Raw genomic sequence first — 24,536 nt, forward strand, 5'->3', positions numbered from 1 at the left:
ACTGCGACCGGGAGGTCGTGGGAGAGTAGGACGTCGCCGGACATTCACACTGTTAAGGGCCACCCCACACCGGGGTGGCCCTTAACATTTCCCCATGCAACTCCCGCCGGACTCCCAGCCATCGCCGCACCCTGAAGACCGGCACCCGGAAGTCCGCAACGCCGAGGTTCGCTACCCGGATGATCTGGACCCCGAGGAGCTCGCCTTCCAGCAGCTCTACGGCCCATGGCACGTCTCCACCCCACAGGACGCCGCAGAACTCCTCGACGGCTACCCCTCCGACTGGTGGATCGTCGGCGGCTACGCCATCGAGGCCTTCACCGGCGTACGACGTCCCCACGAAGACGTCGACGTATCTCTCTGGCGCGCGGACATCGAGCCCCTCCGCCAGCACCTCAAAGAAGACTGGCACCTCTGGTCCAACGCGGGCGGCCGGCTTAGCCCGCTCACCGACCAGCGCCCCGAGCAACCTGACGAAGCGGACCAGATCTGGCTCCGCCGTCACGCCCTCTCTCCATGGGAGTACGACCTGGTCGTGAACCCAGACCGAGACGGCCGCTGGATCTTCCGCCGCGACCCGTCTCTCGACTTCGCCTTGGAGGAGATCACCTGGATCGCCTCCGACGGCCTGCGGTACATCACCCCGGAGATGGCCCTCGCCTACAAGGCTCGCCTCAACCGCCCGAAGGACGAGCAGGACCTAGCCGCGGCCTTGCCTCTCCTCGCGTCCACTCAGCGCACCTGGCTGGCCGACATGATCGACCACCTCCACCCCGGCCACGCCTGGCTGTCCCGCATCACCGCCTGACTACGGCCGCCCCGGCCGCGCCGGCGTGACAACCCGCAACTGCAACATCGCCGCGAACCGAGTCTCCGGATCCGCCAGATCCAGATCCGCAACCTCCGCCAGCCGCCGCAGCCGGTACCGAAACGTGTTCGGATGCACGTACACCGTCGCTGCAGCCGCGATGACATCCCCAAACGCATCCAGCCAGGCGCGCAGCGTCTCCACCAAGTTGGTGTTGTGCTCCCGGTCGTACGCGACCAGTCGAGCAATCGGCCCCGTCGGCTGATCACCCCGAGCCTCGATTAGATCCCGCAACTCGAGCAACAACGTCTCCACATGCACATCCGCCAACCGCGCAACCCGCTGCGCCCCCGTCCGCAGCACCCGAAGCGCCCGATCAGCCCCAGCGCGAGCATGCGGAAGCCGGCCCGTCTCCCGCACCACCGGCCCAACTCCCACGGTGACCGTCACCCGATCCCCGATCCGATCCAGGAAGTCCTTGGCGATCCGCACCGCCCGCTCCTCCCCGTCCTCCCGATCACCCCGAACCGGCAACAACCCGTACGCGACATCCCCCACCAACGCCGCGGCCGACCGCGGGTGCACCGCTCCCAAGTGCATCGCAAACGCATCCGCCAACCGCTGCCGCTCAGTAGCCAACCCCGCCTCACCCACCAACGACTCCTGACCAGCCCCCACGGAAACATCCCGACCGGACGCCTCCCGCGCCCGATCGCGCGGCGACTTCGGGGGAGCCACCACCTCCCGAGCCTGACTGCGTTGCGCCTTCGGGACAGCCGACGCCCGCGCCCTATCGCGCCGAGTCTTCGCGACAGCCCCCTGCCGTTCACGCCCGGCACCATCCTCAGCCGTGCGTCGTACCTGCACAGCCAAAGCCAGCACCACAACCGGCTGGTCGGCCAGCCCAAGACGATCAAGCGCATCCCGCGCCCCAGCCCCGCCCTCCAGCGCCGTACTGACCAGATCGGCGCGGAGCCGCCGTTCCACATCCGCGCCGGCCCGAATCCGAAGCATGTGCAGCGCCACCAACTTTGCCGCGTCGCACAACGCCTGGGTCCGCTCGTCAGTCAGCGGATCCCGAACAGCCGCCCAGATCGACCCAAGAATCTCGTCCCCAGCCCGAACCGCGACGGCAACCCGAGGAATCGTGAACTCGGTAGCGGTGATCGGCAACGGCGGCACATGCACCGGCCGATCGGTCCGATGCAGCTCGCGAAAGATCCCCAGCTCAGCAAGCAACCGCGAGTACCGCTGAGGCACCTGCCGCCCCAACACCGTCTCGACCCGAGCGGTATCAGCCTCATCCTGCCGCCCAGAGAACGCGAGCACCCGAGAGCTCCGATCCTCGATCGTCACCGGAGCATCAAGCAACGCCGCCGTAGCGTTCGCCAACGCGAACAAATCTCCCGACGGCATCCCGCCCAAGGTCTCCGGCTCAGCAACCCCCACATCCCCCTCAGCCAGCAACGACCGCAACAACACCGCCAGCTGATCCCAAGAAGCCCCCCGAGTCAGCCCCAGCAAAGCCACCCCAGACTCAGCAACCGCCGCACGAACACTCGCGTCCCGAGTGACCGGCGCCCGCACCACCAACCCAGCCGCCTGCTGCCGCCCCAAATCCCGCAACGCCCAAGCGATCGCCCCGGGTTCCTGCAGCCCAACCCCCAACACCAACGCATTCGAAGGCAACACAGGCTCGTCGACGGGATCATGAATCACCACCCCACCGATCTCGACGGGCCGGTCAGCGTCCCCCTCCACCAACTCGAGCAACGTGGCGCCCAAATCATCCAGCACCCGCCCAAGACTCGCCCGAGGCCGATTAGTCACGGAACGCATCACCTCCCTGACCCTAAAACCCAACTCCCCACCCTAGTTCGTCCCACCCAACAACTTCACCCCCCACTTTCGTAGCCCCGGACAACCGGTGCCGTGCCCGCCGTCGGTGGTGTGCGGTGGGGTTGCTGGTTGGGTTAGAGCTTTAGCCATTCGGTGTGGGTGGTTACTGCGGCTAGTTCTGGTTCCAGGGGGTCTACGCCTATGCCGGGGGTGGTGGGGACGGGGAGGTGGCCGTTGGTGAGGGTGAAGGGTGGGGTGATGTCGGTTTGGTAGTAGCGGGAGGAGGCTGAGGTGTCGCCGGGGAGGGTGAAGTTGGGGAGGGCTGCCAGTGCCAGGTTGGCGGCTCGGCCCAGGCCGGTTTCGAGCATGCCGCCGCACCAGACGGGGATGTTGTGGGACTGGCAGAGGTCGTGGATTCGGCGGGACTCCAGGTAGCCGCCTACTCGGCCGGGTTTGATGTTGATGATGGAGCAGGCTTTGAGGGTGATGGCTGCGGCGGCTGTTTGGGCTGAGGTGATGGATTCGTCCAGGCAGACGGGGGTTTTCAGGTGCTTCGACAGTTCTGCGTGGCCGAGGATGTCGTCTTCTGGGAGGGGTTGCTCGATCAGGAGGAGGTTGAAGGGGTCCAGGCGGGAGAGGTGGCGGGTGTCGGCCACGGTGTAGGCGGTGTTGGCGTCTACCTGGAGGAGGATGTCGTCGCCGAAGCGCTTGCGGACGGCGGCGACTGGCTCGATGTCCCAGCCTGGTTGGATCTTGAGCTTGATGCGGAGGTAGCCCTCGTCGAGGTAGTTGCCTACGGCGTCGAGTAGTTCTTCGGTGGAGTTCATGATGCCGACGGAGACGCCGCAGGGGACTTCGGTGTGGACGGCGCCCAGCTCGCGGGCCAGGGGGCGGCCTTCGGCGCGGAGTTCTGCGTCGAGGACGGCGGTCTCCAGGGCGGCTTTGGCCATGCGGTGGCCGTGGAACTTCTGCAGGGTCGGCGCGACGTCGACGGCGGTGAGGTGGTCGACGGCTGCGAGGGCGGGGACGAAGAAGCGGCGGAGGACGTCGGCGGCTGCGTCGGCGTACTCGGAGGAGTACAAGGGGGCGGCCATGGCTACGCACTCGCCCCAGCCCTCGGCTTCGGTGGTGACGACTCGGACGAGGAGGGCGTCCCGGGTGGTCTCGGTGCCGAAGCTGGTGCGGAAGGGCGAGACGAGGGGGAGGGAGATTCGGCGGAGTTCTACTCCGGTGAGTTTCATCGGGTGAGGCCTCTCGCGGGGAGTTCGAGGACGTACCAGCCGGTGCGGTCGAAGCCGATCACTTGGGCGCCGTCGGCGAGGAGGCCGCCGAGGACGTCGCGGAGGGCTGAGCGCCAGGACTTGGCTGCGGTCGGGTTGGTTTGGCGGAGAGATTCGATGTCGGGCGGTACGGCGACGAGGACGATGTTGCCGGTGAGGGGAGCGACGCCTGGGGGCGGAGGCTGCGCGGGGGAGCCCGGGACGGAGTGCGCGGCTGCACCGGCGACGGTGTGAGCGGCTGCACCGGCGACGGTGTGAGTGTTGGAGCCGGGGGCTGGGGCATCGTTGGGGGCTCGGGTCAGGGCGATGGTGGCTTGTGGGTAGGACTGGATGGTCAGCGGTTGGGGGTGGGTGGTCGCCGCCCTGGTGACTGCGGGGGTGTCGAGGTCCCACCGGACCAGGAGACGGTCGGTGTCGTCGCCGTTGTTGATGCTGTCGTGCATGCCGCCGTAGAAGTTGGTCAGGTACTCGGCGGGGTGGGCCGCCAGCTTCACGAGGTTGAAGTAGGCGTTGCGGCGGATGAGCGGGTCGAAGGTCCAGGAGATTGCGGTGATGCCACGTTCCAACGCCCAGGCTCGTTGGTGGAGTTTGAGGGCGAAGCCGATGTTGCGGCCGCGGGCTGTGGTGGAGACGCCGGCTACGTGGCTGTGCATGGAGACTTCGGCCGGTGGCGCGAAGAAGCCGACGCAGGCGCCGACGAGTTCGGTGCCGTCGTAGGCGCCGGAGACGTAGTTGCCAGCTTTGGTGAGGGCGCGAAGGAGCTCGGTGGTGACCGGAGGATTCTTCGGGTCGGGGCGCCAGATCGAGTTGTAGAGGTGATAGACGGCGTCGAGCTCGGAGAGTTCGGTGAGGGTGCGGACCTGTACGCCGGCTGAGGTGGCGGCGGCCGCGGAGGCTTGGTCGGCTGCGCTCACCGCCGTGCTGGTTGGAGCGCTGACCAGGCCGCTGACTGGGGTGGTCATGGCGTTTCCAGCAGGTCAGCGATCAGGGCTGTGAGCAACGAGGTGCGGGGGACGATCTCCGAGACCACCACGTGTTCGTCGTCGGCGTGGGCGCCGCCGCCTACTGCGCCCAGGCCGTCGAGGGTCGGGGTACCGACGCCGGCGGTGAAGTTGCCGTCGGAGCCGCCGCCGACCGAGGTTTCGCGGAGGGGCGGTAGGCCGAGGGCGGTCGCTAGTTTGCCCGCCTGTTCGTAGAGAGCTTGAGACATCTTGCGCTCTAGGGGTGGGCGGTTGGGGCCGCCGAGGATTTCGACGGTTGCTTCGGGGAGGACTGGTTTCAGGGCGTGCAAGGCGGTGTCGACGCGGAGTTGCTCGGCGACTGTGCGAGCCCGTACGTCGACCAGGAAGCTGCCTGACGCTGGGACTGTGTTGCGGGTGGTGCCGGAGGTCAGGGCGGTCGGGGTGACGGTCGTGCCTAGAGCACCGTCGCCCAGGGCGGCGATGGCGAGGATTTGGTGGGCGGCTTCGATGCTGGCGTTCACGCCGAGCTCTGGTTCCAGGCCGGCGTGGGAGGCTCGGCCGGTGATGCGGATTTCGTAGTTGGAGACGCCTTTGCGTTCGAGTTTCAGGGCGCCGTTGTCTGCGGATGCCTCCAGGACCAGGGCCGCCGAGCAGCCGGTGGCTTCGGCTTCGATCAGGGCGCGGGAGGACGGGGAGCCCAACTCCTCGTCGCCGGTGACGAGGAGGGTGACTCCGTCGAGGGACGGCAACGCGGCCAGTGCGTGGAATGCCATCACCAAGCCGGTCTTCATGTCGAAGCTGCCGGGACCGCGGAGGATGCCGTCCTCGATGACGAAAGGATGGGTGGCCAGGGAGCCGATCGGCCAGACCGTGTCGTGGTGGGCGAGGACGAGGACGCGCGATGGACCGGCGCCGAAGCTCCAGCGCAGGTGCGTACACCCGTCCACCACCTCGTACGACGGTTCGCTGCCCAGGCGTTCGGTGCCCAGGCGGGCGACTATGTCGGCGCTGCGGGCGACCGCTTCGAGGTCTGACGACGGGGACTCGCAGGCGACCAGGGTCTCGAGGTCCGCCAGCATCGCCGGCAACGACAGGGTCGTCCGGGGGGATGGTGGCGTGGGGGAGGGAGCGTTCGCCGGGGAGGGCGGACTCGCGGACGAAGAAGGGCGCGGGGACGAAGTGGGTGTCATCAGCTGACCTTCGGGGTGGCTCGGACGCCGAAGTGCATGTACTTCTCTCCGGTCGGCAGCGCGTAGAAGGTGATCGTCGACCAGGTCAGTGAGCCGGGCTGGCGGACGACGAACAGGTCGCCGGTCGCGTCTGCCGGTCGCATCTCGAAGACCTGGGACGGTTCGGGCATCAGCTCGGCCAGCGGGCCGGTTGCCGTGAGGCGGACCTTCAGCTGGTCGTCCTCGACGAAGACCTCCTGCAGGGTGCTCGCGCGTTCGTAGCGGCCGACGTGGCGGTGCAGATCGAGCTCGGGCGTCTCGGACAAGGGGGCCAACGGCAACGGCATGGCGACTCCGGCCAGGTCGCGGAAGATCTCGCGGTAGAGGTCCTGGTACAGGTCGCGGGTGTTGCCGCCGTTCGTCAACAGCGTGACGGCCAGGCCCTGCTCGGGCAGCACACGGAGGAACGCGGCCTGGCCGATCGTGTTGCCGTCGTGGCCGATCAGGCGGTGGCCGTCCCAGTCGAAGCGGATCCAGCCGAGGCCCCACGAGTCGCCGAGGGTGTGCTTGTCGGGGAGCTCGGCTTGCTTGTCGGCCATGGCAGTGACAGAGCCCGAGCTGAGTACGCGGGTGCCGTCCGGAGCGAGACCGTCGTTCAGGTGCATGCGGGCGAAGGCCAGCGCTTCGGCTGCTGTTGACGTGATGAGACCCGCCGGGCCGAGAGCCCGGGGGAGTCCCCACACCGGTGCCGGGACCAGCTCGTCCTCGCCGACGTGGCCGACGGCGGCGCGGTGCAGCAGCGCCTCCTCGGGCAGTGTGACCGTACGACGCAAGCCGAGCGGGGTGAAGATCCGTTCCCGCAACGCCGCGTCCCACGTCTTTCCGGTGAGCTTCTCGATCACGCGGCCTGCCAGCGAAAAGCCGGAGTTGCAGTACGACCAGGTCGCGCCGAGCGGGTGGTTCTGGCCGACCTCGGCCAGCCCGTCGACGTACTTCTCCAGGCAGTCGTCGCCGCGGCCGGTGTCGGTGAACACGTCGCCGTCGATGCCGCTCGTGTGCGTCAGCAGCTGCCGCATCGTCACCTGCTTGGCGACGTCGGGGTCGCCGAGCTGCAGCTCGGGCAGCACCTGGATCAGCGGCGCGTCCAGGTCGAGCAGACCCTCGTCGACGAGCTGCAGCGCTAGCGTCGCCGTCCAGACCTTCGACATCGAACCGATCTGGAAGATCGAGTCCGTCGTCACCTCGACGCCGGTCTCCTTGTGCAGTACGCCGGTCGCCGCCTCCACCAGCTCGTCGTCCTGGCCGGGCCGCAGCCGCAGGATGCCGAGCGAAGCGCCGACGACCTTGTGCTTGGCCGCGAGGGTGGTCAGCCGTCGCTGCCAGTGCGCCGCGTCGATACGCGGCCGCTTAGGGCCGCGCGCGTCGCCGGCGTACTGCTCGACCCAGTTGGCGATGCGGTGGCCGAAGTCGATCCGGTGCGACGGGCGACCCTCGACGATGAACAGGTGGCTGGCCTCCGGGTACAGGACGAGTTGCGTCGGTACGCCCTGCTCGCGCAGCGCGGTGTGCCACTGCTGGGCCTGGCCGATCGGGCAGCGCACGTCCGCGTCACCGTGGAGGATCAGCGTCGGCGTCTTCACCTGGTCGACCTTGGCCAGCGGAGACATCGCGCTGAAGTCGCCGGGGCCGTTCAGCTCGTAGACGCTGAGGAAGTGCGCGGCGTCCGACGTACCGCTCATGCTGGTCAGGTCGCTGACGACTCCGCCCGCGACGGCCGCGGCGAACCTGCTGTCGCGGCTGGTCAGGTAGCAGGTCATGAAGCCGCCGTAGCTGTACCCGGCGATCGCGAGCCGCTCGGCGTCGGCGATGCCTTCGGCAACGAGCTGGTCGATCGGCTCGAGGAAGTCGTTGGCGTCCGAGGTGCCCCACCCGCCGAGCACGGCGTTGTAGAACTCCTCGCCGTAGCCATCGCTACCGCGGGGGTTGAGCAGGAGGACGGTCCACCCGTGGGCGGCCAGCTCCTGGTGGTAGAGGTGAGCTTCGTCAGCCACACCGTTCCACGCGTTGTGCGGGCCGCCGTGGACGTCGAGCAGCAGCGGCTGGGCGCCGGTCGCCGCAGGGTCGCGGACGATCCAGCCGTGCACCACGGTGCCGTCCGAGATCGTGAACTCGCGCTCCTCACGGACGAAGGTCTCGACGTCCTCCAGCCTGTACGACGTACGCTGCGTCACCGAGTCGTCGGTCAGGTCGACCGTCACGATCTCGCCGTACGACGTCGCGGTGGTCAGCGCGGTCGCGGCGACGCCGCCGGCGACGGAGAGGCCGGACACGTTCTGGCCGGCCTCGCCCAGCACCAGACGCGGCGTGCCGCCGGCGACCGGTACGGCGTACAGGTGGGTGCAGCCGCGGTCGCGGATGCAGAACAGGACGGTCTGGCCGTCGTCGATCAGGACCGGCAGAGCTCCCGGGTACGCCGGGCTGCCGGGCATGACGTTGCGGTCGAGCGGCGCCGACAGGTTCGCGACCTCGCCGGTGTCGAGCGTGAGGCGGAGCAGGCTGGCGTGGCCGACCGGGCCGGTGGTGTTGCCGACGATCAGGAGGGACTCGCCGTCGGCCGTCCAGCGGACCTGGCCGGCCAGGCCGTCGCGTAGGCCGACTTGCTGCGGCTCTGCCTTCGCGTCGGTTGCGTCGATGACGTACACCGGTGAGGTCGGGACGAGGTCGCTGTCGGGGGCGGTGCCTGCGCTGAAGGCGAGGTTGGTCCCGTCGGGGGACCAGTCGGGGTCGCCTGCGTGCCAGTCGCCCTCCGTGGCCTGGCGGCAGGCCTTCGTGTCGAGGTCGAGGAGGTGGACGTGCTTGCGGTACGTGCGCAGCCAGCCGGATCCGTCGGCCTGGTAGTCGAGGCGCTCGTTCACGATCGGGGCGTGGCCGCGGGTCTCGCGGGCCTCGTCGTCCTCGCCGGGGAGAGCCGCGGTGTCGACGGCGGCGCTGAAGGCGATGCGGGTGCCGTCGGGGCTCCAGCGTGGGGCGCCGGCACCGAGCGGAAGCGTGGTGAGCTGCTCGGGCTCACCGCCGCCGGCCGGGAGCACCCAGAGCTGCGCCGGGCCGTCCTTGGCGCGGAGGAAGGCGAGCTGCGTGCCGTCCGGGGACCAGGTCGGTGAGGTGTCGCTGTCGCCGCGGGTCAGCTGCTTCGGTTCGCCGTCGGTGATCCGCCACAGGCTGCGCAGGGTGCGGTCGGCCGCCTGGTCGGTCGTCCGGAGGACGTAGACGAGCTGGCTGCCGTCGGGGGAGAGCGCGGGCTGCTCGGGGACGGTGAGCTCGGGCAGGTCGTCGATGCGCAGACGTCGGGTCACAGGGAGTCCTCCTTGGCTACGGAACCGGCGGTGACCGGCTGCAGGGCGCCGGCCACGTGGTGGCAGGCGGCGCGATGACGCCGGCGGTCGGCGTCAGTTGTCGGATCAATCGTCAGGCAGTGCTCGCGGTCGGCGAGCACGAACGGCCCGATCGGGCATCGCGGGTGGAACCGGCAACCGGCCGGCGGGTGGTGCGGGTCAGCCGGCTCGGCGTCGGCGACGACGTGGGCGGCGCGTTCGGCAACGGCCTGGGCCGCCGGGTCGGCGAGCAACTGGTCCACCGGGTCGAGCAGTGAGGTCGAACCCCGCCGCGGCGCGGCGGCCAGCAACTCCTTCGTGTACGGGTGTTGTGGATCGGCGAGCACCTCCGCGGCCGGGCCGAACTCGACGATGCGGCCCAGGTACATCACGGCGATGAAGTCGCTCACGTAGCGCACGACCGCGAGGTTGTGGGAGATGAACAGCATCGACAGCCGCAGCTCGCGTTGCAATGAGCGGACCAGGTTTAGCACGGTGCCCTGGATGGACACGTCGAGCGCCGAGGTGATCTCGTCGGCGATGATCACGTCCGGCTGTCCGGCCAGCGCCCGCGCGATCGCGACTCGTTGCCTCTGGCCACCGGACAGGGCGCCCGGGTACGACTGGGCGCGCTCGGCGTCGAGCCCGACCAGCTCGAGCAGCCGGGCCACCTCGGGGCGTCGTGGTGGACCTGAGCGTGGCACCGCCTCCGCGATAGAGTCGCCGATCGTCATCCGCGGATCCAGCGAGGAGTACGGATCCTGGAAGACCATCTGCAGCGGCCGTCGCTCGCGCGGCCGCCGCCGGAGCGGGGCGCCGTCGAGCAGGATCTGCCCCGACGTCAGGTCCGCGAGACCGACCGCGGCCCGGGCGAGCGTCGACTTGCCCGATCCGGACTCACCGACCAGCCCGACCACCTGGCCGGACGGGACGCACAGATCGACCGCGTCGACAGCGGTCAGCGCGCGGCGGCCGGCGCCGTACCGCACCGTCACTTGGTCGAACCTCAACTCACTCATCGTTGCCCCGTCCGGATCGACTCGATCGTCAACACTGCTTGGCCTTGCGGGTTCCAGCAGGCGACTCGGTGGTTTGTGCCTGCCAGTTCAGGGTCCTGCTCGGAACAGGCCCTCACAAGGAACTCACACCGACCTTTGTAGGCACATCCGGCCGGAAAAGCTGACGGCTCAACAGGTCTGCCGGGGATGACCGCGAGCGGTTCGTCGAGCGGCGTGTCCAGATCCGGTACGGCGGCCAGCAGCGCTCGCGTGTAGGGATGCCGAGCCCCGGTGGCCAGCTCCGAGGCCGGCAGATCCTCGACGATGCGCCCGGCGTACATCACCAGCACCCGGTCGCAGACCTGCGCGACGACGGTGATGTCGTGGCTAATCAGCAGCACCGCGACCTCGTCGGTCTCGCGGATCGTCTCCAGCAGCCGCAGCACCTGCCGCTGGACCGTCACGTCGAGCGCGGTCGTCGGCTCGTCCGCGACGATCAGCGCCGGGGCGCCCATCAGTCCCATCCCGATCATCGCCCGCTGCCGCATCCCGCCGGAGAACTCGTGCGGGTACTGCCGCGCGCGCCGTTCTGCCGCGGGAACGCGGACCGCGCGCAAGCGATCGACCGCCCGGGCCATCGCCGCGCGCCGGCTCAGTCCCTGATGCTCCCGAGCCCCTTCAGCAAGCTGTACGCCGATCCGCTTGGTCGGGTTGAACGACGTCATCGGGTCCTGGAAGACCATCGCGAACGACGTCCCCAGCAGCCGACGCCGGGTCGCTGCCGAGGTGCGGTCGGCCAGCCGGCCGAGCAGCGGCGCCCCGAGGAAGGACAGCTCCGCAGCCGAGACCTGCCCGGGAGACTCGATCAGGCCCGCGACAGCGAGCGCCGTGAGGCTCTTCCCGGAGCCGGATTCGCCCACCACACCGACGATCTCGCCCTTGCCGATCGTGAAACTGACCCCGCGCACCGGCGTGATCGGCCCCGGGAAGCTGACCCGCAGATCCTTCACGACCAGCACGGCCTCGTCGTCCACAGGCTCTGCGGGAACGGTCTCGGGCAGCCGGGACCGCACCCGGGGACCGAGAACCACCGGCACCCCGAGCCCCTTCGCCACCGCCTCGCCGAACAGGTTGAACGCCAGCCCCGCGATCACCACAGCGACGCCAGGCGCGAGCGCGGCCGCCGGATGCACGTAGATCCCGTTCAGCGACTCGCCCATCAGCCGCCCCCAGTCGTACGCCGGTGGCTGTACGCCGAGCCCGAGGAACGACAGCCCCGCGAACGCGAGCAGCACACCACCGGCGCCGATCGTCGCGTTGACGACGAGCGGCTCGGCGACGTTCGGCAGGATGTGCCGCAGCAGAATCCGGAACCGCCCAACGCCAGCGATCCGCGCCGCCGCGACGAAGTCCCGCTCGGCAACGCCGGCCACCAGCGTCTGCGTCAGCCGCGCGAAAGCAGGCGCCCCCGCCAGGCCGATCGCGAGCACCGCACCCTTCGCCCCCACGCCGAAGATCACCGCGAAGAACAGCGCGAGCAGCAGCCCCGGGAACGCGACCGCGATGTTGATCACCGCAGTCGTCAACCGCCCGAAGCGACGCCCAAGCAGCACTGGAGCGGTGCCGAGCAGAAGCCCGGCGAACACGCCAAGACCAGTAGCCAGCAGCGCGAGCAGGATCGACGTACGGGAAGCGACCAGGACTCGGTAGAAAATGTCGCGTCCGAGACTGTCGGTGCCCAGCCAGTGCTGGGAGGAGGTGCCTTCCAGCAGGTGCTCGGTGTCGATCGCTGAAGCCTGGTCGGACCAGAGCACCGGCGCGAGCACTGCGAGCAGGAGGACCGCCAGCAGGAGCAGACCGGCTCCGGCGCCCACCGGCGTACGGAGTACTGCGATCCAGCGGGTACGGCGGGCCATCAGCTCTCCCGGATCGTCGAGCGCGGGTCCAGCAGGGCAAGGGCTACGTCGACGGCCAGGTTCACCAGCAGGACGCCGACGCCGTACACGAGCACCACGCCCTGCACGAGCGGGTAGTCCTTGGCGAGGATCGAGGAGACGATCGTGCTGCCGAGGCCCGGCCAGCCGAAGACGTTCTCGACCAGGACGGTCCCGGCGACCATGCCGCCGAGCAGGAGGCCGCCGAGGGTGATGGTGGCGGTGACGGCGTTGGGGAGGGCGTGGCGGAGGTAGATCGCGACTGGGCGGAGGCGCTTGGCGCGCGCTGTCCTCAGATAGTCGGTCTGGAGTACGGCGAGCAGTTCGACGCGGCAGATGCGAGCCAGCACGGCAGCCGGACCGATGGCGAGCGAGAGGACCGGCAGCACGTACGACGTGATGCCGCCGCGGCCGGCCACCGGGAACCAGTGGAGCTGCACGGCGAACACGTAGACGAGCCCGACCGCCAGCAGGAACTCGGGAATCGCGGCGAGCACGACCGAGGTCGACGTGAACGTGAGCTCGGCCTTCGGGCGGCGGCCGGCGCGGGTGAGCACGCCCATCGCCAGGCCGAGCGGGAGCGCGATCAGCACGGCGACGAGGAACGCGGCGACGGCCAGGACAACGGTCGCCGGCAGGCGGTCGCGGATCACGTCGGAAACCGGCAGGCCGGTGGTGATCGACGTGCCGAGGTTGCCGGTGAAGAGGTGTTGGAGGAAGTGCAGGTACTGCGTCCACAGCGGGTCGTTGAGGCCGAGGGACTCGCGCTGGGCGTCGACCACGCTCTTGGCGGCGGCCGGTCCGAGCGCTGCTCGGACCGGGTCACCGGGGATCAGGTGGATCATCAGGAAGGCGGCGCTGAGCAGGGCCAGCACCGAGACGACCAGGCGGACGCCGCGGCGGAGCGCGAAGCGCAGCCAGGGGTGAAGCTCGAGGGCGGATGACGCCGGGGAGCCAGGCGACGGCGGAGCGCCGGGCGAGCCCGAGCTGCCGGAAGCAGCCGAACTGCCGGAAGCCGAGCCGCCAGGCGACGCCGGGACCAGTGGGGCCGTCACCGCATCACCCCAAGACCCGGATCGAGCTCGGCACGACACTGCCCTGCGCCATCTCGAACGTCGCGTTCTTCCCGAACACCGGAACCGTCGTGTTCACGAACGGCACCAGGTTCACCTGCTCGAACAGCGCCCGCTCACCAGCCGCCCAGTCCTCGCACCCGTCCGTCCCAGCGGTCTTGGACGCCTTGGCGACAGCAGCGTCGTACCCGGCGTTCTTGATCGACGAGAAGTTGCTCCCGTTCGGCGGACCCGTCCCGGACAGGAAGCTCACCAGCTGGCTAGGCAGCGACACCGTCAGCGGGATCAGCCCCGCGTGCCACGTCCCCTGACCAGCAAGAACCACAGTGCTGATCTCAGCGGTCGACACCGCTTTGAGCGACACGTCCACGCCCAGCTCGGTCCACGCCTTCTGCAGCAGCTCAGCGGCCGACTGCATCGTCGGGCCGAGCGTGGTCGGGTAGTAGAAGACCAGCGACAGCTTGCTCCCGCCCTTCTCGCGGACGCCACCAGCACCCGCCTTCCAGCCCGCCGCGTCGAGCGCGGCCTTGGCTGCGTCCAGGTCGTGGCCCGGCAGGTTGCCGGTGATGGTGTCGACCTTGCACGGCCCCATGCCCGGGGCAACCAAGTCAGTCGGCGCAGCCCCGGTCCCACTCGTCACCACCTTGCCCAGCTGGGTCAGGTCGAGGCCCTGGGTCAGCGCACGCCGTACGGCGAGATCCGCGGTCGGCAGCCCGGCCTTCTGGTTGAACCAGAGCTGGCCGAGCGGCGCACCGACCTCGCGCTTGAACAGCTGCTGAGCAGCCAGGCGCTGCTTGTCCGGTCCGGCGATGGCGACGATGTTCACCTGACCGGCGGCGAGCAGGTTGGCCGCGGTGGTCTCGTTGGCGACGACCTTGATCGTCACCTTCTCCGGCACGCCGGTCTGGTCGGCCTTGAAGTCACCCGGTCCCCAGGCGTAGTCCTTGCGCCGCGTCAGCGTGTAGTGGTCACCAGGTACGGCCTCGCTGACCGTGTAGAGCCCGGTGCCGTCGGAGCCCTGCTTGAGGATGCTGCGGTCCTTCATCCCCTTGGCGCAGACGATGTGCAGCCCACCGACGTTGCGGGTCAGGAACGCGTCCGGCGCCGCCGCGGTCACGGTCACCGTCCCGGCCGCGTCGTCGGCGACAGCCTTGGCGCCCGCCGGGACGAAGACGCCGATCCGGGTGGACTTGTTGGCTGGGTCCCCGACGAAGTTGATGTTCTCCGCGACCGTGCCGGCGGTCAGCGGCGTGCCGTCTGAGCAGGTGATCCCCTTGCGCAGCGTGTACTTCGCTGAGGTCGTGGTGCCTTCCCACTTCTCCGCCAGCCCCGCCACCGGGTTGCCGTCCGGACCGATGTTCAGCAGCGCGTCGTACAGGAACCAGTCGACCTGCATGGTGACCGACAGCGAGGTGAACTGTGGGTCGAGGTTGCCGGGGTCGCCGCTGACAGCCATCGTCAGCGGCTGACCTGCGACGGGCTGACCGGCCGTGGTGGGCGAGCCGCTGGAGCTGCAGGCCGACAGAGCCAGTACGCCGGCCACCAGGACTGTGAGTGCGGATCTCATGTCGCCTCCGAAGGTCAGGCGCGGCGCAGGGCGCGGCCGCTGTGCAGGTAGAGGGCGCGACCGGTGCCGTCGTCGCCGAGGAAGACGTGCGGGGTGTGCAGGCCGTTCTCCGCCTTGACCGCGATCAGGCTGTGCTCGTCGCGACCGACCAGTTCCACCGGCTCCGGCGTCGGCCCGAGCTCGGCGAAGATCCCCTTCGGCATCTGGTCGAGCCAGAGCCGCCCCTCCTCGTCCTGGCGGACGGTGAGGTCCAGCGCGTCACAGGTGTAGGTCCCGAGGAACCGGCCGGCGTCGACGGCGACAGCGGCGGCCGGGGGAGTGGGCATCGCAGGCAGGTCGAGCCCGGCGAGCTCCCTGGCCACGTGGCTGAACACAGCGCGGTACGCCTCGATCACGTCGCCGCCGTTGGTCAGCAACGCGATGGCCAGCCCGTGTTCCGGTAGGACGCGCAGGAACGCGTTCTGGCCGATGGTGCCGCCGTCGTGACCGATCACCGTCGTACCGGCCCAGTCGAACAGCTCCCAGCCGAGCCCCCAGGAGTCGCCCATCATCCCGAGCGCCGGCAGCTTCACCTGCGGCTCCTGCATGGCCGCGACGCTCGCAGCACTCAGTACGCCGTCCCTGCCGCCCTCGAGGTGCAGCTGCGCGAACGTGAGCAGGTCCCGCGGACTCATCGCCAGCATCGCGCCAGCAGCAGCCATCGACCGCGTCAGCGCCCAGACCGGTGCAGGCACCGGCGCCTCACCCGGCGCCGGCCGCAGGTGCCCGACAGCGGCCCGGTGCAAGATCGCCTCGTACGGGTCGCTCGCTGCATGCGCCAGACCGAGCGGCGTGAACAGCTGCTCCTGCAGTACGGCGTCGTACGACTTACCGCGGACCACCTCGACCAGGCGGCCCAGCACCGCGAAGCCGGCGTTGTTGTACGAGAACATCTCGCCCGGCCCGAACAGCTGGCTGACGTCGGCCAGCGTGGCCAGGTACTTCTCCACCGCGTCGTCGCCCTTGCCGGTGTCGTTGAAGATGTCGCCCTCGAACCCGGCCGTGTGACTCAGCAGCTGGCGGGTGGTGATCTTCGCCGCCGCGCCGTCGTCGCCCAGCACGAACTCGGGCAGGTAGGTGCGCACCGGCACGTCCAGGTCGACGTCATCGGATTCCACCAGCTGCATCACCAGTGTGGTCGTCCACACCTTGGTGATCGACCCGATCTGGAACACGGAGTCGGCGGTCGCCTCCACCCCCGTCGCCTTGCTCAGTACGCCGGCCGCGTGGTCGACGATCTGCCCGTCGTACAGGACGCCGACAGCGGCGCCGGGGACCTCGTGCTCGGCCAGCAGCGCCGGCAACTGGTCGTGCAGCCACGTCTCGATCTCAGTCAGGGTCGCCATGCGCCGACGCTAGGACGCTCGGGAGCGCGCGTATTCGTCGTGGCCGACGACTGCCCGGGCCGATTTCGTCCGCCGGGACGAAGCAGCCGGACGGGACGCTGCGCGGGAACATCGGAAGAGGACTTACTCTTGAGGGTGTTATGACCTCTTCCGGCCGTCGTACGGTCTACCTCGATCACGCTGCGACGACTCCGATGCTGCCCGCGGCGATCGAGGCGATGGCCTCGCACCTCGGGCGCACCGGCAACGCCTCGTCGCTGCACGGGTCGGGACGGGCGGCGCGGCGGACCGTCGAGGAGTCCCGGGAGACGATCGCGGAGGCGCTCGGCGCGCTGCCGAGCGAGGTGGTGTTCACCTCCGGCGGCACCGAGGCGGACAACCTCGCGCTGAAGGGCCTGTGGTGGGCGCGGCTCAAGCAGGAGCCGCGCCGGCGGCGCGTCCTGCTCAGCGGCGTCGAGCACCACGCCGTGCTGGACCCAGCGGTCTGGCTGGCGGAGCACGAGGGTGCCGAGCTGATCTGGCTGCCTGTCGACACGCTCGGCCGGGTGCGGCCCGACGACGTCCGGGCGGCGATCGAGCAGGACCCGGCGACGGTGTCCTTCGTCACGCTGATGATGGCCAACAACGAGGTCGGCACGCTGCAGCCGATCCAGGAGGTCGCGGCGATCGCCGCGGAGTACGGCATCCCGGTGCACACCGACGCCGTCCAGGCGGTCGGCGAGGTCCCGGTGGACTTCGCGGCCCTCGGCGTCGACGCGATGACCGTGTCCGCGCACAAGATCGGCGGCCCGTACGGGATCGGCGCGCTGGTGGTCCACAAGGAGACCCAGCTGGTGCCGATCGTGCACGGCGGCGGCCAGGAGCGCGACGTCCGGTCCGGCACGCTGGACACCCCGGCGACGGCCGGGTTCGCGGTCGCGGCCGCGCACGCCGTCAAGCACCAGGCCGACGAGTCCGAGCGCCTGATCGCGCTGCGCGACCGGCTGATCGCGGGCATCACCAGCACCGTCCCGGGCGCGCTGCTGTCCGGCGACCCGGTCGGCCGTTTGCCCGGTAACGCACACTTGTCGTTCAAGGACTGCGAGGGCGACTCGCTGCTGCTCCTGCTGGACGCCCGGGGGATCGAGGTCTCCACCGGGTCGGCCTGCAACGCGGGTGTCGCCGAGCCGAGCCACGTGCTGCTCGCGATGGGGTACGACGACCAGCGCGCTCGCGGCTCCTTGCGCTTCACCCTCGGGCACACGTCCAGCCAGGCCGACGTGGACGCCGTACTGGACACCATCGGGCCTGTCGTGGAGCGGGCGATGTCCGCCGGTCTGCAGAACGTGGGAAGGAACAGCTGATGCGGGTACTCGCAGCCATGTCCGGCGGGGTCGACTCCGCCGTCGCGGCGGCGCGGATGGCCGAGGCCGGGCACGAGGTGGTCGGTGTGCACCTGGCGCTCAGCCGCAACCCGCAGTCGTACCGGACCGGCGCCCGCGGCTGCTGCACGGTCGAGGACTCCCGCGACGCCCGCCGGGCCGCCGACGTGATCGGCATCCCGTTCTACGTCTGGGACCTGGCCGAGCGCTTCCACGCCGACGTGGTCGAGGACTTCGTCGCCGAGTACGCCGCCGGCCGGACGCCGAACCCGTGCCTGCGCTGCAACGAGAAGGTCAAGTTCAGCGCGGTCCTGGAGCGGGCGCTGGCGCTCGACTTCGACGCGGTCGCGACCGGCCACTACGCCCAGATCGTCGAGACCGCCGCCGGCCGCGAGCTGCACCGCGCGGTCGACCACGGCAAGGACCAGTCGTACGTGCTCGGCGTGCTCACCCAGGAGCAGCTGCAGCACGCGTTCTTCCCGCTCGGCGACACGGTCAAGACCGAGATCCGGGCCGAGGCCGAGCGGCGCGGGCTGTCGGTGGCGGCCAAGCCGGACAGCCACGACATCTGCTTCATTGCCGACGGCAACACGCCGGGCTTCCTGGCCGACAAGCTCGGCGCGGCCCCCGGCGACATCGTGGACAGCAGCGGGACCAAGCTCGGCGAGCACAGCGGCACCCACGGCTTCACCGTCGGGCAGCGCAAGGGCCTGCGGATCGGTACGCCGGCCGCCGACGGCAAGCCGCGCTTCGTGCTCGACATCAGCCCGGTCGACCGCACGGTCACGGTGGGCTCCCGCGAGGAGCTGGCCGTGGAGAGTCTGGTCGCCTCCAAGCCGCGCTGGTGCGGCCCTGCTCCTGAGGACGTACTGAGCGTCAAGGCGCAGCTGCGCGCGCACGGCGACGAGGTGGCGGTCACCGCTCGGCTCGACGGTGACCAGGTGCACGTGACCTTCGACGAGCCGACTGCTGCCGTCGCGCCGGGTCAGGCAGTCGTCCTGTACGACGGCACGCGCGTCATCGGCTCCGCCACGATCGACTCGGTCCAGCGCGCCAGCGTCAACGTATGACGACCACAGGTCTCGGTTCGCTGCCCGGGGACGACATCCGCGAGTGGACCAAGGTGGTGCTCGGCGCGGTCGACATCCCCTTCCTGCCGGAGCTCCCGGCACGTCCGTACGGCGACATGCTCAGCCGGGCGGTCGCCGTACTGGCTGAGCTGTCGGCGGACCTCCAGCCGGCCGGCTGGCGGCTGACGGGTGGCTCGGACTCCCGGTCGAGCCTGGACCAGCGCCGGGCGCGGTCCGTGCTGGAGGAGGACCTGGACGTTCTGGAGGAGTACGCCGACGGCTACACCGGGCCGCTGAAGCTCCAGTTCACCGGGCCGTGGACGCTGGCGGCCACTGTCGAGCTGCCGCGCGGCGACAAGGTGCTGGCCGACCACGGTGCTCGCCGAGACCTGGCTGACGCGCTGGCGCACGGGGTGAACGCCCAGGTGGCCGAGGTACGCCGCCGGGTGCCCGGTGTGGACCTGCTGGTGCAGCTGGACGAGCCGGCGCTCCCCGCCGTACTGGCTGGGGCTGTGCCGACGGCCAGTGGGTGGAGCAAGCACCGCTCGGTCGACGGGCCGGGAGCTGTGGAGCTGCTGGCGCGGGTGGTCGAGGCTGGGGACCCAGCGACGACTCTGGTGCACTGCTGCGCGGCCCGGCCGCCTATCGAGGTGTTCACCAAGGCAGGGGCGGGGGGAGTAGCGGTGGACGTGTCGCTGCTCACAGAGCCCGCCTGGGAGCAGATCGCCATCGCAGTAGAGGCCAAGACCACCCTGTACGCCGGACTGGTCGCCACCACCGGCCCGCTGCTCGACCCGGAGCAGACCGCCGCGCCGCTGGTCAGGACGTGGCGCAACCTCGGGCTGGACCCGGAGCTGATGAAGCAGGTCGTCGTCACCCCAGCGTGCGGGCTCGCTGCCTCTGCGTCGCCGGCCGACGCCCGCGCCCGCCTGGACCTGCTGCGAGGTGTGGTCGACGCCATCGGCGAAGCCGCCGAAGCGTAGGGCGCAAGAGCCCGAAAACGTCGGTGCCGGGCGGTAGGTTCTGCACATGAGCACGGAGATCCCGGAGACCGACGCCGCCGACCAGCCCCCCGCGCCGCCCGCGGTGCGCGAGCGGCACGCCGCGCTGAGCCGGGAGATCGAGGAGCACCGCTTCCGGTACTACATGTCCACCTCGACCATCTCCGACGCCGACTTCGACGCGCTGATGCACGAGCTGCAGGGCATCGAGGAGGAGTTCCCGGAGCTGCGGACGCCGGACTCGCCGACGCAGAAGGTCGGCGTACCGATCTCGACGCTGTTCGCGCCGGTCACCCACCCGATGCGGATGGAGAGCCTGGGCAACGCGTTCTCCGCCGAGCAGATGGAGGCCTGGGCCAAGCGGCTCGAGCGCGAGGTCACCGTCCAGCAGATCCACGACAGCGGCTTCATGTGCGAGCTGAAGGTCGACGGGCTGGCCCTCGACCTGGTCTACAAGAACGGCCGCCTGGACAGCGGCGCCACCCGCGGTGACGGCACCACCGGCGAGGACGTCACGCTCAACGTCCGCACGATCGACAGCATCCCGGAGGTGCTGGACACCGACGACCCGCCGGAGTTCCTGGAGGTACGCGGCGAGGTCTACTTCCGGGTCGAGGACTTCGAGCAGCTGAACGCGAAGCTCGTCGAGGCCGGCAAGGACCCGTTCTCGAACCCGCGCAACAGCGCGGCCGGCTCGCTGCGGCAGAAGGACCCGCGGGTCTCCGGCCAGCGCCCGCTGCGCTTCGTCGTGCACGGCCTGGGCCGCGTCGACGGGCATCACATCGCCCGGCTGTCCGAGGCGTACGAGCAGCTCAAGGCCTGGGGGCTCCCGGTCAGCGACCGCGCCCGGCGCGTCGAGACGCTGGCCGAGGTCAACGAGTTCATCGCGTACTACGGGGAGAACCGGCACTCCGTCGACCACGAGATCGACGGCGTCGTGGTGAAGGTGGACGAGGTCGACCTGCAGCGCGCGCTGGGCTCCACGTCGAGCGCGCCGCGCTGGGCGATCGCGTACAAGTACCCGCCCGAAGAGGTCACCACCAAGCTGCTCTCGATCGAGGTGAACGTCGGGCGGACCGGCCGCGTCACGCCGTACGGGGTGATGGAGCCGGTGCGCGTGGCCGGGTCGACGGTCGAGTTCGCGACCCTGCACAACGCGCAGGAGGTCGAGCGCAAGGGCGTCTGGATCGGCGACACCGTCGTCCTGCGCAAGGCCGGCGACGTGATCCCGGAGATCCTCGGACCGGTGATCGACCTGCGGCCCAAGGAGGCGTACCCGTTCCGGATGCCGACCGAGTGCCCGTCCTGCGGGACGACGCTGCGGCCGATGAAGGAGGGCGACATCGACATCCGGTGCCCGAACGCCCAGTCCTGCCCGGCGCAGCTGCGGGAACGGCTGTTCCACCTGGCCGGGCGGTCGGCGTTCGACATCGAGGTGCTCGGGTTCAAGGCCGCCGACGCGCTGATCGGCAGCGAGCTGATCACCGACGAGGGCGACCTGTTCACGCTCACCGAGGAGGCGCTGGCGCGGAGCCCGTTCTTCACCACCAAGGCCGGCGCGCTGTCGGCGAACGCGCAGAAGCTGCTCGCGAACCTCCAGGCGGCCAAGACCCAGCAGCTGTCACGTGGCCTGGTCGCGCTGTCGATCCGGCACGTCGGGCCGACCGCCGCGGCGGCGCTCGCGGCGGCGTACGACGACATCGACGCGGTCGAGGCAGCGAGCGAGGAGGAGCTGGCCGAGATCGAGGGCGTCGGGCCGACCATCGCGCACGCGGTGATCGAGTGGTTCCAGGTCGACTGGCACCAGCAGATCGTGCGCAAGTGGAAGGCCGCCGGGGTCGAGATGCGCCAGGAGCGGACCGGGCCGGCCGTCGAGCAGACACTGACCGGGCTGTCGGTCGTCGTGACCGGTACGGTCGAGGGGTTCAGCCGCGACGAGGCGACCGAGGCGATCGTGTCCCGCGGCGGCAAGGTCGCCGGGTCGGTGTCGAAGAAGACCTCGTTCGTGGTGGTCGGCGACTCGCCGGGCTCGAAGTACGACAAGGCGGTTCAGCTCGGGGTACCGGTGCTGGACGCGGCCGGGTTCCAGGTGCTGATCGAGTCGGGCGCGGAGGCGGCGGCCGAGGTGGCGACCACCCCGGAGCCGTAGACCGTCCCGCTCGGCGGGCAGATCTGGCCTAGGTCGGTACGGCGATTCCGCTTGGTACAAAGGAATTTCCGTTGGATGGATCCGTGGCGGGACCTGGCCCGTCGGACTGTTAACTTTGCACGTCGACACGTGGGTCACTAAGGAGCGAATATGACTACGCCGCCACAAGGACCGTGGGGTCCTGGGCAGCCGGGGGGCCAGCCGGGCGGGCAGCAAGGGGGAAACCAGGGGCAAGGTGGCTGGGGACAACAGCAGCCGCCCCAGGGCGGTGGTGGCTGGGGACAGCGCCCGCCGCAGCAGGGGCAGCCGCCTCAGCCTCCGCAGGGTCAGCCGCCCCAGCAGGGCGGCTGGGGTCAGCAGCCCGGGCAGCAGCCTCAGCAGCAGCCGGGTCAGGCTCCGCAGCAGGGTTGGGGCCAGCAGCAGAGCGGCGGCGGGTACCAGCAGCAGCCGTGGAGCCAGCAGAAGCCGCAGCAGCAGGGCTGGCACCAGCAGCAGGGTGGTCAGCAGCCGTGGCAGCCGAACGGCCCGGGTGGTTCCGGCGGCGGCAAGGACAAGATGCCGCTGTACATCGGCGGCGGCATCGTCGGCATCCTGGTGATCGGCCTGCTCGTGTTCGTCGGCATCAAGGCGCTCGGTGGCGACGACGACCCGGTCACGCAACCGACCACGACCACCTCGCAGCCGACCGACGGCCCGAACCCGACCGGCGACCCGACCGACGCGCCGCCGGCCGGTCAGCTCGGTGAGGCGACCGGTCAGGCCAAGGCCGCGACCGACAAGCTGCAGAACGACGGCTACCAGTGCAGCGACCTGTTCAACGGGGCGCAGGGTGCGCACCGGGGCTGCTTCAAGATCGACGGCGCCACCGAGGCCGAGACGGTCTTCCAGTTCCAGTCCGACGGCACGATCATCGCGGTGCTGATCAAGTCGTCGAACGACGACAACGTCAACAACGCCGGCGTCACCTTCGACGCCGCGCTGCAGGCCCTCGGCAACGACACCTTCGGCGGTTCCGAGGTGGCCAAGGTCCAGCAGGCCGTGAAGAACGGGCAGAAGACGCAGAAGGTCGGCAGCACCTGGGGCGAGTTCTCGCTGCGCAACAACGGCGACACCATCCAGGTCGGCGGCAAGAAGTCCGGCGCGGACGAGCTCGACCTGCCGCGCAAGGAGTTCCAGACCACCCAGGCGTCGATGGTCGCCGAGCTGAAGGCCAAGAAGTACGACTGCAAGACCGGTCTGACCTGCCGCAAGACGCTCGGCAAGTACGGGTCGCTGTCGGTGCTCGGCTTCGGTTCGCAGGGCGGCGGGCTGCGCTCGTTCCAGATGCGCGCCTCGGGTGACATCGAGGACGTGAAGGCCGGCGGTACGGCGGTGTTCGCCGACGGGCTCGCCGTGCTGAAGGGCCCGGACGTGGCGGCGCTGAAGGCGTTCGTCGACGCCCGTAACGACGGCAAGTCGTACACTGCGTACGTGTCCGGCTGGCGCGTGGAGATCCTCTCCGACGCCGACGACTCCTACGGGTCGCGGTCGGTCGAGTTCTCGTACGAGTCGTTCTACGTCTGAGGAACCAGGTGAAGTTCGAGCCGGAGAAGCGTGAGTCGCGGGCGGTGGCCAAGCCACCGCCCGAGGCGCTGCAGCGGATCGACGGCGGCGGCGCCTGGGGGCCGACCCAGTTCGAGCTCCCGCCGGGCGACGGCAAGAACGTCACCGCGATCCTGATCACGGCGCTGGCCTGCGGACTCGTCGTCCTGGCTATCGTCGGGCTCGGGGCACTGGCGTACTTCGAACTGCGCTGATCCCGCACTGACGAAAGCCTCCTCACACCTGTTGGTGTGGGGAGGCTTTGTGCTGTCTGTCGGTCGGGTCAGGCGGTGGCGTGGATGGTGACGGCGAGGTTGGCCAGGTAGCTCAGCCGGGCGACCTCGGAGCCGAGGAACTCCGGACCACCGCGGCGGCCGATCACCAGCACCCGGCGGTCCGACTCCAGCGGCGCGGCGACCAGCACCGACTCGACCAGACCCTTGTGGTCCGGCGCGGCCAGCGTCGTCGCCTTCTCCAGCGGCAGCCACTGCCCGACCAGGTCGCCGAACTCCGGCGTCGCGCTGGTCTCGAGCGCGACCTTGACCTCGCCGCCGGTACCGTCCAGCAGCGCGGCCCAGTCGGCGTGCAGCACCGAGGGCGCCTGCTCGACCAGGATGTCGATCGCCTCGGTCGGGGCCGACGTCATCTGCTCGACGGCCTCCAGGTCCATGTGCAGACCGCCGCCGGCGCCGTACCGGGAGAACCAGATCACCTCGACGCCCTCGACGCTGTTGCAGGCCGAGACCAGACGGTCGGGCAATACTCCGGGCGGCAGGTCGACCACGATGTCGTCGACGGCGGTGCCGTTCTCACGGCGGTGCTCGACGATCTCGATCGCGTGGATGTCGGCGTCGACCTCACCGAGGGCGGTCGCGACGGTACCGAGCGAACCGGGACGGTCCGGGATGATCAGTCGTAACAGGAACACCGAACGATCATCTCCCAGCCCAAGAACACGCAAGTCACGCCCTGTCGCGGCCAATGTTAC

The 24,536-nt window shown here is 69.9% G+C and carries 18 protein-coding genes; 7 read left to right on the top strand and 11 right to left on the bottom strand.

From position 1 onward, the window contains the following. Window positions 1-94 precede the first annotated feature (94 nt). Entirely contained in the window at window positions 95-808 is a 714-nt protein-coding gene (locus tag ACZ6Z4_RS34080) for a nucleotidyltransferase domain-containing protein (RefSeq protein WP_465574473.1), read from the top strand. Here the strand turns inward: ACZ6Z4_RS34080 and ACZ6Z4_RS34085 are convergent, their stop codons facing one another. From ACZ6Z4_RS34085 to ACZ6Z4_RS34130, 10 genes are all read right to left on the bottom strand, one after another. Continuing rightward, entirely contained in the window at window positions 809-2,647 is a 1,839-nt protein-coding gene (locus ACZ6Z4_RS34085) for a PucR family transcriptional regulator (protein ID WP_465575386.1), read from the bottom strand. Between the two features lie 134 nt (window positions 2,648-2,781). Further along, window positions 2,782-3,888 (bottom strand): o-succinylbenzoate synthase, encoded by a 1,107-nt coding sequence (gene menC, locus ACZ6Z4_RS34090; RefSeq protein ID WP_465574476.1) that lies wholly within the window; start codon window positions 3,886-3,888, stop codon window positions 2,782-2,784. After that, a complete protein-coding gene (locus ACZ6Z4_RS34095) occupies window positions 3,885-4,889 on the bottom strand; it encodes a GNAT family N-acetyltransferase (RefSeq protein ID WP_465574479.1) in 1,005 nt (334 codons plus the stop codon). The genes menC and ACZ6Z4_RS34095 overlap by 4 nt, the downstream gene beginning before the upstream one ends. After that, window positions 4,886-5,968, bottom strand: a complete 1,083-nt coding sequence (locus ACZ6Z4_RS34100) for a M20 family metallopeptidase (RefSeq protein ID WP_465574482.1) — start codon at window positions 5,966-5,968, stop codon at window positions 4,886-4,888. Before ACZ6Z4_RS34100 ends, ACZ6Z4_RS34095 begins: the two co-directional genes overlap by 4 nt. A 110-nt stretch (window positions 5,969-6,078) precedes the next feature. Next, window positions 6,079-9,411, bottom strand: a complete 3,333-nt coding sequence (locus ACZ6Z4_RS34105) for an LpqB family beta-propeller domain-containing protein (protein ID WP_465574486.1) — start codon at window positions 9,409-9,411, stop codon at window positions 6,079-6,081. After that, the gene (locus ACZ6Z4_RS34110; protein ID WP_465574489.1) at window positions 9,408-10,448 is read right to left on the bottom strand and encodes an ABC transporter ATP-binding protein; all 1,041 of its coding nucleotides are present in this window, start codon (window positions 10,446-10,448) and stop codon (window positions 9,408-9,410) included. Before ACZ6Z4_RS34110 ends, ACZ6Z4_RS34105 begins: the two co-directional genes overlap by 4 nt. Further along, window positions 10,445-12,343 carry a dipeptide/oligopeptide/nickel ABC transporter permease/ATP-binding protein gene (locus ACZ6Z4_RS34115; protein WP_465574494.1) on the bottom strand — a complete coding sequence of 633 codons (1,899 nt, stop codon included), beginning with the start codon at window positions 12,341-12,343 and terminating at the stop codon, window positions 10,445-10,447. The genes ACZ6Z4_RS34110 and ACZ6Z4_RS34115 overlap by 4 nt, the downstream gene beginning before the upstream one ends. Further along, window positions 12,343-13,416: an ABC transporter permease gene (locus ACZ6Z4_RS34120; protein WP_465574499.1), complete on the bottom strand. Its 1,074-nt coding sequence runs from the start codon at window positions 13,414-13,416 to the stop codon at window positions 12,343-12,345. Before ACZ6Z4_RS34120 ends, ACZ6Z4_RS34115 begins: the two co-directional genes overlap by 1 nt. A gap of 4 nt (window positions 13,417-13,420) precedes the next feature. Beyond that, on the bottom strand, window positions 13,421-15,001 hold the full coding sequence (locus ACZ6Z4_RS34125) for an ABC transporter substrate-binding protein (RefSeq protein ID WP_465574503.1): 1,581 nt from the start codon (window positions 14,999-15,001) through the stop codon (window positions 13,421-13,423). A 14-nt stretch (window positions 15,002-15,015) separates the two neighbouring features. Next, entirely contained in the window at window positions 15,016-16,386 is a 1,371-nt protein-coding gene (locus ACZ6Z4_RS34130) for a serine hydrolase domain-containing protein (protein WP_465574507.1), read from the bottom strand. A 140-nt stretch (window positions 16,387-16,526) separates the two neighbouring features. On the opposite strand from ACZ6Z4_RS34130, the gene ACZ6Z4_RS34135 reads away from it, so the two are divergent. From ACZ6Z4_RS34135 to ACZ6Z4_RS34160, 6 genes are all read left to right on the top strand, one after another. Further along, on the top strand, window positions 16,527-17,729 hold the full coding sequence (locus tag ACZ6Z4_RS34135; protein ID WP_465574512.1) for a cysteine desulfurase family protein: 1,203 nt from the start codon (window positions 16,527-16,529) through the stop codon (window positions 17,727-17,729). Next, window positions 17,729-18,817 (top strand): tRNA 2-thiouridine(34) synthase MnmA, encoded by a 1,089-nt coding sequence (gene mnmA, locus ACZ6Z4_RS34140; protein ID WP_465574515.1) that lies wholly within the window; start codon window positions 17,729-17,731, stop codon window positions 18,815-18,817. Before ACZ6Z4_RS34135 ends, mnmA begins: the two co-directional genes overlap by 1 nt. Further along, entirely contained in the window at window positions 18,814-19,800 is a 987-nt protein-coding gene (locus tag ACZ6Z4_RS34145; protein ID WP_465574518.1) for a uroporphyrinogen decarboxylase/cobalamine-independent methonine synthase family protein, read from the top strand. Before mnmA ends, ACZ6Z4_RS34145 begins: the two co-directional genes overlap by 4 nt. 46 nt (window positions 19,801-19,846) lie before the next feature. After that, complete coding sequence (gene ligA, locus ACZ6Z4_RS34150) at window positions 19,847-21,967, top strand: NAD-dependent DNA ligase LigA (RefSeq protein ID WP_465574521.1); 2,121 nt, start codon at window positions 19,847-19,849, stop codon at window positions 21,965-21,967. Window positions 21,968-22,117: 150 nt separating this feature from the next. Beyond that, window positions 22,118-23,530, top strand: coding sequence for a hypothetical protein (locus ACZ6Z4_RS34155; RefSeq protein ID WP_465574524.1), 1,413 nt, complete (start codon window positions 22,118-22,120; stop codon window positions 23,528-23,530). Between the two features lie 8 nt (window positions 23,531-23,538). Next, on the top strand, window positions 23,539-23,763 hold the full coding sequence (locus tag ACZ6Z4_RS34160; RefSeq protein ID WP_465574527.1) for a hypothetical protein: 225 nt from the start codon (window positions 23,539-23,541) through the stop codon (window positions 23,761-23,763). 68 nt (window positions 23,764-23,831) lie between these two features. Here the strand turns inward: ACZ6Z4_RS34160 and ACZ6Z4_RS34165 are convergent, their stop codons facing one another. After that, a complete protein-coding gene (locus tag ACZ6Z4_RS34165; protein WP_363676466.1) occupies window positions 23,832-24,476 on the bottom strand; it encodes an amino acid-binding protein in 645 nt (214 codons plus the stop codon). Window positions 24,477-24,536: the final 60 nt, after the last annotated feature.

Source organism: Kribbella sp. NPDC104740 (assembly GCF_055583505.1).

Coding starts and splice junctions, on each gene's coding strand:
- ACZ6Z4_RS34135 (WP_465574512.1), top strand. CDS start 16,527: ATGACCTCTTCCGGCCGTCGTACGGTCTACCTCGATCACGCTGCGACG.
- ACZ6Z4_RS34085 (WP_465575386.1), bottom strand. CDS start 2,647: ATGCGTTCCGTGACTAATCGGCCTCGGGCGAGTCTTGGGCGGGTGCTG.
- ACZ6Z4_RS34155 (WP_465574524.1), top strand. CDS start 22,118: ATGACTACGCCGCCACAAGGACCGTGGGGTCCTGGGCAGCCGGGGGGC.
- ACZ6Z4_RS34095 (WP_465574479.1), bottom strand. CDS start 4,889: ATGACCACCCCAGTCAGCGGCCTGGTCAGCGCTCCAACCAGCACGGCG.
- menC (WP_465574476.1), bottom strand. CDS start 3,888: ATGAAACTCACCGGAGTAGAACTCCGCCGAATCTCCCTCCCCCTCGTC.
- ACZ6Z4_RS34080 (WP_465574473.1), top strand. CDS start 95: ATGCAACTCCCGCCGGACTCCCAGCCATCGCCGCACCCTGAAGACCGG.
- ACZ6Z4_RS34115 (WP_465574494.1), bottom strand. CDS start 12,343: ATGGCCCGCCGTACCCGCTGGATCGCAGTACTCCGTACGCCGGTGGGC.
- ligA (WP_465574521.1), top strand. CDS start 19,847: ATGAGCACGGAGATCCCGGAGACCGACGCCGCCGACCAGCCCCCCGCG.
- ACZ6Z4_RS34130 (WP_465574507.1), bottom strand. CDS start 16,386: ATGGCGACCCTGACTGAGATCGAGACGTGGCTGCACGACCAGTTGCCG.
- mnmA (WP_465574515.1), top strand. CDS start 17,729: ATGCGGGTACTCGCAGCCATGTCCGGCGGGGTCGACTCCGCCGTCGCG.
- ACZ6Z4_RS34145 (WP_465574518.1), top strand. CDS start 18,814: ATGACGACCACAGGTCTCGGTTCGCTGCCCGGGGACGACATCCGCGAG.
- ACZ6Z4_RS34100 (WP_465574482.1), bottom strand. CDS start 5,968: ATGCTGGCGGACCTCGAGACCCTGGTCGCCTGCGAGTCCCCGTCGTCA.
- ACZ6Z4_RS34125 (WP_465574503.1), bottom strand. CDS start 15,001: ATGAGATCCGCACTCACAGTCCTGGTGGCCGGCGTACTGGCTCTGTCG.
- ACZ6Z4_RS34110 (WP_465574489.1), bottom strand. CDS start 10,448: ATGAGTGAGTTGAGGTTCGACCAAGTGACGGTGCGGTACGGCGCCGGC.